Below are 12,011 nucleotides of genomic sequence, written 5' to 3'. Positions count from 1 at the left end.
CGACAGCCCCATGTCAGACCATAATGCCTCACGCCTTGCGCTACCTACCGTGACTTTGTGCGCGGTGAGCTCTTCGAATGTCGCTGCGACCATTCGGGCGATGGAAGCCAGTTTGGAGCAGGTCGACTTCGCGAAAGCGCTGCTGTTTACGCATTGCGAGCGGGCAAGCCTTGGAACCAATCCAGATACTCGGATCGAGTTCGTCGCAATAGAACCGATTGTTTCGTCCGAGGCTTATTCGCGGTTTATCCTCGACGACCTGGCCCAGCACATTGAAACCGATCACTGCTTGATCGTGCAGTGGGACGGTCATGTCATCGACGCTAGGCAATGGCACGATGAGTTTCTCGAATATGACTATATCGGTGCAAGCTGGCCACAATTCGATGATGGCCACGACGTCGGCAACGGCGGGTTTTCGCTGCGAAGCAAAGGACTGATGCAAGCTTGCTCCAGCTCTGAATTTCAGCCTCATCACCCGGAAGATATCGCAATCTGCCGCACAAATCGTCCTCTGCTCGAAGCGCAGGGTTTTCGTTTCGCTTCGGCCGAAATTGCGGATCGTTTCGCGGCCGAAAGGGCTGGAGAACCCGAAAGCAGTTTCGGTTATCACGGCATATTCTTGATGCCGCGCGCGCTTGGCACCGAAGCTTTCTGGACCGTCTATGAGACCCTCGATGACCGGTCGACTTTGAGGCACGATTTCTGGTCCATCCTGGCCCAGGTGATGCTTGGCAGACGCGGTTTACGACGTGGGTTCATGCTGCTTGTGAACCGGTTGAGAGGTTACTCCCGCAAGTCAAAGCGATGAATTGAGTGTCAAAAGAATTTGGGATTTGATGCAAAGTCCTGCTATGGCGCGCCACTAGCCCGTTTCGGGAGCGTCGCAAGCCAATGGCTTCCCCCTCTCCAAGACTCGTTGAGCCTTACACCTGAACATGCAACACGACCCTGATCTGCAGCGCCAAGCTGAGGCGTCTGGCAAACGCAACCAACTGGTCGCCACGCTAAAGCGTTGGCGCTGGTTTGCCGCTTTTGTCGTTTTCCCTTCGCTTGTCGCAACCCTGTATTACGGGGTGATCGCCGCCAATATCTATGTCTCTGAATCGCGCTTCGTAATCAAGGCACCCGAGCGTTCTCAGAGCAGCGGTTCAGCTTTGGGGAACCTTCTGCAATCCACCGGTTTTGGCACTGGAGCGGAGCAAGCCAGCGAAATCATCGGATATCTGCGTTCTCGGGATGCTCTGTCCGACCTTTCCGAGAGGGTAGATGTCAGGGCTGCATTCGGGTCAGACGAAGCGGACTTCTTGAGCCGCTTCCCGCTTATTTATCAGAGTGATAGTTTCGAAGACTTGTACGAGTACTATGGCTCGATGGTTGAGGCGCAACCTGACACCGATACTGGCCTGACGGTCTTGAGTGTGAGCGCATACACGCCAGAAGAGGCACAGGCTCTCAATGCGGGTCTGCTTGAGCTGGGTGAGGAGTTGGTCAACCGGTTGAACGAACGCGTCAATACTCAGGCGATTGATGAAGCCCAGCTCGTGGTGGACGAGGCGCAACAACGGGTTCGCGATGCTCGGATCAAGCTGGGCGCGTATCGAAACTCGGCAGAGTTGCTGGATCCCGCGCAGCAAGGGATCGGTGTTCTGGAAGTTTCCAATGCACTGATTGCGCAGGAGGCTGCTCTAAGAGCTCAACTCGCAGAAATCCGCCGAAACGCACCGAACCATCCGGCAATCCCGGCCTTGAGAGATCGGATTGCAGGCCTATCGCAGCAGGTTGCAGAGCAAACAGGTCGCGCCGTCGGCACCCCGAACGGCATAGCAGCGAAGATCACCGAGTACGAAAATCTTCTCGTCGAGCAAGAGTTCGCGGAACAAACCCTTACTGCTGCCAACGCAGCGCTCGAACAAGCGCGTATCGAAGCGAAGCAGCAGCAGTACTACCTCGAACGCGTTGTCGAACCCAACAAGCCTGATGACGCCATAATGCCCGCGAGAATTCGCAGTATTCTCGCTGTGATTTTCGCAACTCTGTGCTTGTACTTGGTTGGTTGGATGCTTTCGGTGGGTGTCCGGGAACACGCTTCGGAAGACTAACCCGCGATGGAGCGCTTTGGCGAAGGATTCCGTGTGCAAGTCAGGGTCATTCAGGCCCTGACAAGTCGTGAGCTAATGACTCGCTTTGGCCGTGAAAACATCGGCTTTCTGTGGATCATGGTCGAGCCATTGCTCTTTGCAGGGCTGGTCGGCGTCGTATGGACCTTCCTGCGTGGCCCCGAGGCTTATGGCATTGGCGTCTTGGCCTTCGTCATAACCGGCTACATCCCTCTGACATTCTTGCGACATGCATTCGGGCGATCCGCTAGCATTTTTGTTGCCAACAGTGCGTTGCTTTACCACCGTCAGATCAAGGTCCTCGATTTCATTTTTGTACGCGTCCAGATCGAAGCAATCGGGGCTATGATGGCCTTCATTTTCGCGGCTGTGGTGCTTGGCTTCCTTGACCTCTTCCCGCTGCCCAGCAATGTCGGCGCGCTGGTGGCGGGCTGGGCCATTTACTTCTTCTTCGTTCTTAGCATCGCGACAGTTTTGGCGCCTCTTGCCCAGGTTTCAGAGGTCGTCGAGAAATTGGTCCCGATCAGCGTGTATATCGCTATCCCATTTTCCGGCGTGTTCAATCTTGCTGCATGGCTACCTCCGAACATCCGTGAGGCCTTGATGTGGTCGCCGATGGTGAGCGGAATGGAGCTCATGCGCTACGGCGTTTTTGGAAACGTGGTGACCCCATATTATGACTTGGAGAAAGCTCTCGGCATCTCCTTGGTATGCCTTTTGGTTGGCCTGATCCTGTGTCGCCGGGTCCGCAGAACAATGAATGTCTCATGATAGAGTGCCGCAACATTCATATGGATTTTCGTAGTGGCAAAACCACGAAGAGCGTCCTCAAGGGTGTCGATTTCACAATCAACCCACGCGATCGAATTGGTTTGCTTGGTCGCAACGGAGCCGGGAAATCGACTCTGATCCGATTGATCGGAGGAGTGCAAATGCCCACTCAGGGCAAGGTTGTCCGGAAGATGAGCTGCTCTTGGCCGCTTGGATTTACGGGCGGCTTTCAAGGCAGTCTGACCGGGTACGACAACGCCCGTTTCATCGCGCGGATTTACGATAAGTCATACGCTGAAATGCGTGATTTCGTCGAAGACTTTACCGAACTCGGCAACAACCTGAAAATGCCGGTCAAGATCTACTCGTCGGGTATGCGCGCGCGCCTTGCATTTGCGCTGTCGCTGGCAATCGAATTCGATTGCTATCTCATCGACGAGGTTATCATGGTCGGGGACAAGAATTTTCAGAACAAGTGCAAATCCGAGTTCTTCGAGAAACGCAACGACAGAGCACTTCTGCTGGCATCACACAGCTTGGAATTGGTCAAACAGTACTGCAACCGTGCGATCGTCCTCAATTCAGGCCTGGCAACTGTCTACGAAGACGTGGGCGAAGCCGTGTCGGTTTACGAGAATCTTTAATCGACAAATGCGCTTTCGGAAGGAAGAGAATTGAGGGACACAGTATTTCCAGGTGCTCCTCGGATCGAGTCCCCGGTGTTTGCGGGCGATACTCTTGAAGATCTGAATGAGGACGAAAAGTCTGTTGCGCGCGATCTGAACGCCAATGGCTTTGCGGTGATCGATTTTCCTGATCCCGAGATTGACGCTCGGATTGAGCGCATCAAGCGCAATCTAGGTCCGCGTTTCAAAATCCCTTTTGATGATCCAAAAGCTGACAAGACGAGATTCGAGCGGCGCATTCAGGACGCGTGGCAATTCGATGCGGATGTCCGCGCGATCGCCTCGAACCAGGCCATGCTAGACCTTCTCCAAAAGCTCTATGGCCGAAGTGCCTTCCCCTTCCAGACCCTGAATTTCCCTGTCGGAACCCAGCAAGCGGTTCATTCCGATGCCGTCCACTTCTCAAGCCTCCCGGAACGCTTCATGTGCGGTGTGTGGCTCGCGATGGAGGACGTATCACCTGAAGCTGGTCCTTTGTTTTACGTAAAGGGATCACACAGCTGGCCGATTGTCACCAATTCACTGATTGGCAGGCGCGGATACGGAAGCGAGCTCAAGTCCGCGCAGGATCCTTTTGCCGACGCATGGCAGGAACTCTGCGAAACGCATGGGGCAAGTAGCGAACCGTTTCTGGCACGCAAAGGCCAAGCGCTCATCTGGACCGCAAACCTGCTTCATGGCGGCAGTAGGCAATCCGACCCCACCCTCACCCGCTGGTCCCAGGTGACACACTACTTCTTCGACGACTGCATTTATTACACGCCTGCCTTTTCCGACGAATCGATTGGTAAGCTCCAGTCTCGCGAGATGGTGGCTATTCACGATGGACAGCCCCGCCCCAACCGATATCTCGGCGAGGCTGCTTTCGACATTGGGGCACAGGGTGAACGTCGTCCCAAACGCAAAGGGATCAACGGGTCCTTCCGGCGACTGCTGGGCCTTTAGGCTCGATGCCAATGGGGCTACGCAGAGGAAACAGAAAAGGACTTCTCGTGAAGCTTTTGAATTGGAGAGAATTCCGGCTCCGATCGAAGTCAAAATCTGCAGGTGTTCCGGACTTCACTGCGGAACAGTTGGAGCTGTGCTCAACGTTCTTTGACCTTGAACATTATCGCAAGGAAAGCGGCAATCGCTCCTTTTCGCAGAAGTCAGGGTTAAACCACTATCTAACATCAGGCTGGCGCGAGGGCTTTGATCCATCGCTACAGTTTTCCACTCGAGCCTATCTCGACCTTTACCCTGATGTCGCCGAGGCTGATATCAATCCGCTGGTCCATTATGTTTTGCACGGCCGGCTTGAAGACAGGTACGTTCAGGGCGCCAGTAGTAACTTCGGAGGCAAGATTGAAAGCCTCACACGCTCTGGCATTCGAGGTTGGGCCGTAAATGAGCACAATCGCTCCATGCCCCTTCCCCTCAAGGTCATTATCAACGGCGAGCATTACGCTACCGTTCAGAATGACAACGCCCGGCCCGACCTGCGCGAGCACGGCATTTCCGGAGGAGCAGGTGGATTTCAAGTTGCCATCCCGTTTGGCAAGCTGGAGACTGGTTCATACCGGGTTGGGTTGGAATTTCCCGACGGGAGCCGACTGGAAGAAACGCTATCAATCGAAAACCCGGCGCAGACCTTTTTGTCTGCCGCTCCCGGCCCCCTAACTCCTCAGCGTGCGGCCAATCTCAAAGTTGTGGTCCCTATTTACAACGCGGTCGAGGACGTCCGGGTCTGCATCCAACGCCTTCGTGCGTACACGCCGAACGGTGTTGAGGTGATCCTCATCAACGATGGCTCAAGCGATCCTGCCATCGCCGAGGAATTGAACGACCTGGCGGGCGACGACATGTTCCGTGTGCTTCATAATGGAAGCAACATAGGCTTCACGAGAACCGTCAATCGCGGAATTGTCGAGGCTGGCGACTCGGATGTCATCATTCTCAATTCTGACGCACGCGTTACTCCCCAATGGATTGACGGAATGGACGCTGCCGCACAATCGCGGCCGAGAGTCGCAACGGTCACGGCTATGTCTGACCGGGCGGGAGCCTTTTCTGCCCCTACGATCGGCAATGACAATCCGCTGCCTGCCGGAGTTAGCGAAGCCGATTACGCGACGGCCTTCCGTCGGCGGAGCCTGCGCCTTTACCCTGAAGTCCCGACCGGCAACGGCTTTTGCATGCTTATTCGCAGAGCGGCAATCGACGAGTTGGGCGGGTTTGACGAGGATGCTTTTCCGCGAGGCTACGGTGAAGAGAACGACTTTGGCATGCGAGCCCTTCGCGCAGGCTGGAGCAATCTGATCGACGATGCGACTTATGTGTTTCACGATCGCTCAAAAAGCTTTGGCGAAGAGAAAAACGTGCACATCGCCAAGGGTCGTGCGATCGTTGATGAGCGCTATCCGGAATACAAGCTCCTGATCCGAACGTTCGAGACAGGGTCATCGATCCTCATGGCTCGCTTTCGCGCTCGTCTGGCGCTGGCTGATTGCACCGATGGTCGCGGCATCCTTCCGCGAGCGCTGTTTGTGCTCGCAACGCGGACCGGAGGGACACCGCAAACCAATCAGGACCTGATGGGTGCGCTGTCAGATGCCTATGAGTGTTTTGTTCTCATCTCCGACTCGAGTACGCTTGAGTTATCGGTCTTCGAGGGCGGTGAGACAAGGGTCCTCAAGACCCACCAACTTCAAGAGCCGATCGAGCCCCTCACTCACAAATCCAGCGAGTACGATGCCGTCGTCTCAACATGGCTAAGCGCCTTGGATCTATCGATTGTACATATTCGGCATCTGGGATGGCATAGCCTCAACCTGCCCGCTCTTGCCCGCCAGACCGGCGCGCGGGTGGTGATGTCATTCCACGATTACTACTGCCTTAGCCCTAGTCTGAAGCTGCTGGACGATGAGAACGTTTTCTGTGGTAAGACCTTCACCGACGCCGCATCTCGCCGTGCCATCGAGATTTGGCCTGAGCAATCGCTTCCAACGCTAACCGAGCCATGGGTCGCCCATTGGCAGAAGAGGATGGGCGAAGCGCTTGAAAATTGTGATGCTTTTGTAACGACATCGCAAAGTGCAAGGAACCGCATCGAGGAAGCGTTCCCGAACATTCCTTCTGAGCACTTCCACGTCATACCCCATGGCCGCGATTTCCAAGAGTTCGAGAACCTCCAGCGCATTCCCGATGGTGCGACGCCAGTGCGAATTCTTGTCCCAGGCAATATCAATGAAGCCAAAGGTCTAGACCTGATAGCCGCCTTAACCGATCTGGATCGACCAGGCGCATTCGAATTTCACATATTGGGCGGTGTAAAACTGGACGGCCTTACCGAGGCGCAACGCCAGCACCTTCATTTCCATGGCCGCTACAATCGCGCTGATTTTGCCGACAAAGTGAAATCAATCGCTCCCCATTTCGGCGTGATCTTTTCGGTTTGGGACGAAACATACTGCCACACGCTTACCGAAATGTGGTCTGTCGGCTTGCCAGTCGCTGTCCTTGACTTTCCCAATGTCCGAAACCGCGTTGAGAAGTCAGGCGCCGGATGGATACTCGAAGATATTCAACCTGAAGCCGTCTACGCCAACCTGGTTGGCATCGCGGCTGATCGAGGGGGCCTGATCGAAAAGGGGAAGGCCGCTCGGCAGTGGCAAGAACAGCGCGGACGGGCGCAGTCTTGCCGACAGATGGCATCTCGATATCTTGATGTTTATCAAGGGTACGCAGCCCAAAGTGCCAAGCCAAAAATTGGGATACTTCCTGCGCGAAGCAGGAATGCTCCTGACGGTGGCCCACCAGCGCCCGATCGGCTCTTGGAAAGGAGCCATAACAGCGATGCACGATCCAATACCTACATCCGGTCCGACGCGGCAGCTTTGGTCGCACAGATGCAGCTTGAAATGGTCGACGGCGCTATTGTGCGGAGCGACGCGATCCCTGGTGACATGATCGATCCGTTTTTGGAAACGGCTGAGCTCACGCAGACCCCCTTTATCGTGGACGTCGATGAAGCCGCATTCGTTCCCGAAACCGACATCGACCATGATGGTTGCCTTGACGCCTATGCGGGGAACTTGGAGGAGCTCATCGCGAAGGCTTCAGCTGTAACCGTGCCGACCACGACTATAGCCAACCTCATACGACCGCATAACGAACAGGTCTTCGTAATGGAGGACGCTGTCGCAGCTCGGCTGTGGGCTGGCGGCCGGGAGCAGCCAACTGCAACCGAACTGCGCGTATTATATCTCGCGGCAGGCTCCAGCTTTCGCGAAAACGAGCTTGCGCTGCGTATTCTTGAGGCAACTCGTGATAAGATACCGAGCCTGGCTGTCAGTGTAATAGGTGCTGACGCTGAAATGGATTGGCCAAGCTGGATCGATAATGTGCCGGTCCCGCAAGAGTGCCGTACGTATGACGAATTCGTCCTTTGGCTGCGATCAGAAGCGCGTAATGCCATTCTGGGAATTGCCGTCAACCTCGACACCTCCTGTGATAACTATCGATCGGACAGAGCTCTTCTTGAGTACGGAGCTCTTGGCCTCACAGTCATCGCATCGGACACTGCACGCCACAGAGCTTTTGTCGAGAAAACGCCAGACGGCGTCGCACTGGTTTCGAATGAGCCGGATGCATGGAGCGAGAAGCTTGCCCATGCCTTGAGCAATTCAGAAAAAATCGCCACTCAAGGTCGCGAGTTGCAGACTTGGGTGTTTGCAAACTGCACTATCGAGGCGGACTTGCCCGAATTTGACCAGATCATCCAAGCGAACTTGCAGCTGAAACCTTAGGTCCTTTGCTTACCATCTAGGATGGGTGTGTCCTTTACCGTCGACTGGTCAAGACGACGCGAGAGATTTTTTCCAGTGGGTTGATACTAAGCAGCGTTGAAAAGGGGCGGTATTTCTTGCTTAAAGCGAAGCTCTTGAGTGTGTCTTGGCAAGTGCTGTTGCCAGACGCTCTTTCGCTTTACGAGCCCTTTGAACTATGCAACCAGCCAAAATCGAAAGTCGCGTCGGCAGGCAGGCTTGCGCTCGGCATGTCAGTGGTTTTCTAACCATTGGAACCAGCAAACATGTGACATCCGGCCCCTCGAAGCCTCTCGGCACTATAGCACTGTTATCATTGAATAATTAACTCACATTCGTGTCCCGAAAATTGTCCACTATGTGATTGTTCAGAGAATATTTTTCTATTCGTAATTCGGATTGGTTTTGAAGATGCATGTTAGTCGCGGATTCGTTGGACGCATTGATGTTTTTGGTAAGAACAAGATTGGGGGGTGGCTGACCTCTGCCGATTCTGATGAGCGATCTGCAGACTTTTTCCCTCTTCTTTTTGTCGATGGCTATCCCGCTCGAATTCTCCATTGGAGAACAGCTCGCGGTGATGTGAACAGGGCGCTGGGCATTCCGGGCAATTACGGCTTTACTTTTCAAGTAGACAAAGCCGTCAAACAAGGGGCCGACATCGAGCTATACGCTAGCGATGGGGAGCGGGTCGTTCTGGTGCATAAGCGTCCGGCGGAAGCCAGCGTGTCGGCACCCGCCGTTGGCGACGTTAGCCAGATCCTCAACGCCAAAACTCTCGCCGATCAGCCTGACTCTGTCGCGATCACTTGCTGGGATGGCGGACACAACCCGATCGGCAGGGCCATGGTCCTGCACGATAGTGTGGCGAAGCGTAGGCCAGTCGTTCTTTTTGCCTACTTGTTCCCCGATTTCGGGGGCGCGATTTGGCCACCCATCGATGGAGAGATGTTCAACAGGGTGCTTATTCCGTGGGAAAAGCGGGCGACATATTTGGAGTATATACGCTCACTGAACATTGAATTCTCTACCGTCTGGATGTGCAAGCCGAGACTGCCGACTTTCGAGTTGGCTGCAAACATCTCCGGAAAGAATTCGCGTTTCATCTTGGATCACGATGATAACGAGGTGCACTTCTCCCGCAGCAAACCCACGCGCCAGTTTGGTTTCTATGCAATGTCATTGGGGAAGCATCTCGCGTCGAAAGTCACGGCCAACACGGTGGCAAGTGTCTCGCTTGCCGAAGAAGTCAACAATGCGGTCATCGTACGGCATGCGCGTGAGCCTGTTCAGATCGACGCCGACGTATCGGCCAGCCCTCCATCCTTCGTAGTGCGAACATCAAGCGCAGAAGAAGCCTCTTCGTTTGGTGCCTCAACGCGACAGAACCCTTCAAGCTCTGAGGACTCTATAACCGCCATCAAGAAGCTGGGCCTTCATGCGATGTCGCTGGCTAACCACCTCGCTTCGAAGGTATCCTCCAACAACGTGGCGAACCCGTCACCAATCGAGAGCGACAGCGAGGACTTAGCTACCCATTCATCCTCCTCAGAGGCGGTCTCGCTCGAAGCGCAGGGGCAAATAGCTGACGCTCCTGTGTTTGACGACCCTACCATTTCAGCAGGCAGCTCCCCCATAAAAATTGGCTTCGTCGGCACTGTGCGGGAGCACAAAGGGCTAATAGAGGCCGCTCGTTTGATCCGACTGCTAGCGTGGGAGTCGGGTCAGCCCTACGAGTTTCACGTCTACGGCGACTTTAATCCGGACTCGTTGCGTGAGCGGTTGGATGGAATGGGTGCCGTAACCCATGGTCAAGTTCCGCGAGAGGAATTGTCGCAAATACTTCGGTCTTTCGATGTCATTCTGTCAGGCTGCACACCAGCGCCAGGATCAGAGGACATAACCCGTTACCAGATTTCCTCAAAAATCGGCGATGCGCTGGCGGTCGAGCGCCCTGTCTTAGTGCCAAATGGCCCAAGCGTCGCAGATTTGGGCGAAATACCTGGCGTATATCTTTTCGACGCGGGAGGATTGGGCGACGCGGTTCAGGCAGCCATGAGCACCAATGAAGACATAACGCTTCCTCCCGAGTTTACACTCGATGGCGCCTTCGAGGCTTTCGAAGCGGCAGAGGATAGCGCAAACTCAATCTTTGACGACCTATCACCCCTGCGGTTCGGTGGTTCCGAACCGCGCGCTGACAGGACCTTAGTGCTTCTCTGGAAGCAAACCGACGCAGGTTTTTTCGGGCGCCGCGTTGATCAGCTGGCGAGGACCTATCAGCAGAAATATCCGGACCATCGTGTCATCGTGCTCGAATTTTGCCACAAGTCAGAGATTGAGCATCTTCGCAAAACCGCTCCAGAGTTCACTTCGCCAAATGGTCCACTCCACGATTTGACTGAAAAGAAACGCGCTTTCAGTGAAATCCGCAATGGCGTCGAATATCACATGATAGAGAACCAGAATGTTGGCTCCATGCAATGGAATTTCGAAAAATACTTGATGGACAACAGATTGGATCCAACCAATACGCGTTTTGTGATCTATCCACTAGTTAAACAGTTTAAAGAAATCGCCAAGACTCTCGCATCCTTTGATTGCGTCATTGATTGCGTTGACAACCAATTGTCTTGGAATTCCGGAACAAAAAGGATTGAGGCGTCCGTCGAGTATCTCAAGATACTCAAGTCCGGATCAAGGATTGTTTTCAACTCCCAAGAGAACCATGACTTCTTCATGGATCCGGACCGATGGGGTGATCTGGAGCCGCCGTCCAATGAGCGGGTTCTGGTCGCGCCCAATTGGTATGACCCTGAAGCATATGCAGAGAATCAGCCCTCACTTTCGGAAGGCGATGAGCCTTTCAAGGTTGTCTACTCCGGTAACTTGAGTGACCGGATCGATTGGGACCTGATGTCGGAAGTCGCCGATCGATTGCCTCTTGCCGAGTTTCATGTTGTCGGCGGCATTCGCAACCCGGACGAAAGGTTCGATGAACTGCTAGAACGATCCAACGTTGTCTATTGGGGCCCTCTCAGCGAACGTCGCTTGTCTGAACTGCTTGGCCAGTGCCACGTAGGCATAGTCCCACATTGCGCCGACGACGTTGCAACTTTCATGAATCCCTTGAAGGTGCATATGTATCGTGAATTCGGCTTGCCCGTCATCTCGACACAGGTTCCAGGGATCGCGCCAGGCGAAGGCCTAACCCTTTGCGGATCGCCCGAAGAATTCATCGAAAAGCTGGCGGCTCTTTCTGAGAATCGTCCACAAAGAGATCATTCAGCAAGCGGTTCGACGTTGCCGCAACATGTGGATCACTACATCTCGATGCTCGCGGAGGCTCCGTCTTCTCCATCATGAGATGCCTAGGGCATTCTCCGAGCCAGGCGCTTGGCTGTCTTGCCTTTAATCCTCCCGCGCATCAGTCGAAAAACGTAGGCTTCACTCTTTAGACTACGATGAGGCCGGGAGTTCTGCATGATAGATGAATTCGAAGATCCATGCTTGCCCAGCCGCAGGCCCACCGCGTAGGGATCAGAACCGGACTAGGACCGAGCTACGCGATCCTCCGCCGCCTGATGTGCCAGATGTCCTTACGATAAATCACAATGATTCTTACAAGC

The 12,011-nt window shown here is 54.4% G+C and carries 7 protein-coding genes; all 7 read left to right on the top strand.

Features of this window, described 5'->3' with window-relative positions:
* Positions 1-10 precede the first annotated feature (10 nt).
* Positions 11-811: a DUF5672 family protein gene (locus tag NAP1_RS15275; RefSeq protein WP_040464542.1), complete on the top strand. Its 801-nt coding sequence runs from the start codon at positions 11-13 to the stop codon at positions 809-811.
* Positions 812-938: 127 nt separating this feature from the next.
* The gene (locus tag NAP1_RS15270; RefSeq protein WP_007166231.1) at positions 939-2,102 is read left to right on the top strand and encodes a capsule polysaccharide export protein; all 1,164 of its coding nucleotides are present in this window, start codon (positions 939-941) and stop codon (positions 2,100-2,102) included.
* Between the two features lie 6 nt (positions 2,103-2,108).
* Entirely contained in the window at positions 2,109-2,891 is a 783-nt protein-coding gene (locus NAP1_RS15265) for an ABC transporter permease (protein ID WP_007166230.1), read from the top strand.
* Entirely contained in the window at positions 2,888-3,535 is a 648-nt protein-coding gene (locus NAP1_RS15260) for an ABC transporter ATP-binding protein (RefSeq protein WP_040464540.1), read from the top strand. The genes NAP1_RS15265 and NAP1_RS15260 overlap by 4 nt, the downstream gene beginning before the upstream one ends.
* 30 nt (positions 3,536-3,565) lie before the next feature.
* Positions 3,566-4,522, top strand: coding sequence for a phytanoyl-CoA dioxygenase family protein (locus NAP1_RS15255; protein ID WP_156777296.1), 957 nt, complete (start codon positions 3,566-3,568; stop codon positions 4,520-4,522).
* A gap of 11 nt (positions 4,523-4,533) precedes the next feature.
* The gene (locus tag NAP1_RS15245; RefSeq protein WP_162013492.1) at positions 4,534-8,364 is read left to right on the top strand and encodes a glycosyltransferase; all 3,831 of its coding nucleotides are present in this window, start codon (positions 4,534-4,536) and stop codon (positions 8,362-8,364) included.
* A gap of 429 nt (positions 8,365-8,793) precedes the next feature.
* Positions 8,794-11,748: a glycosyltransferase gene (locus tag NAP1_RS15240; protein ID WP_083776315.1), complete on the top strand. Its 2,955-nt coding sequence runs from the start codon at positions 8,794-8,796 to the stop codon at positions 11,746-11,748.
* Positions 11,749-12,011 lie beyond the last annotated feature (263 nt).

This window comes from Erythrobacter sp. NAP1 (assembly GCF_000152865.1).
Taxonomy (GTDB): domain Bacteria; phylum Pseudomonadota; class Alphaproteobacteria; order Sphingomonadales; family Sphingomonadaceae; genus Erythrobacter.
Note: the sequence above shows the minus strand (reverse complement) of the source record. Positions and strands in the feature narration are given on the sequence as shown.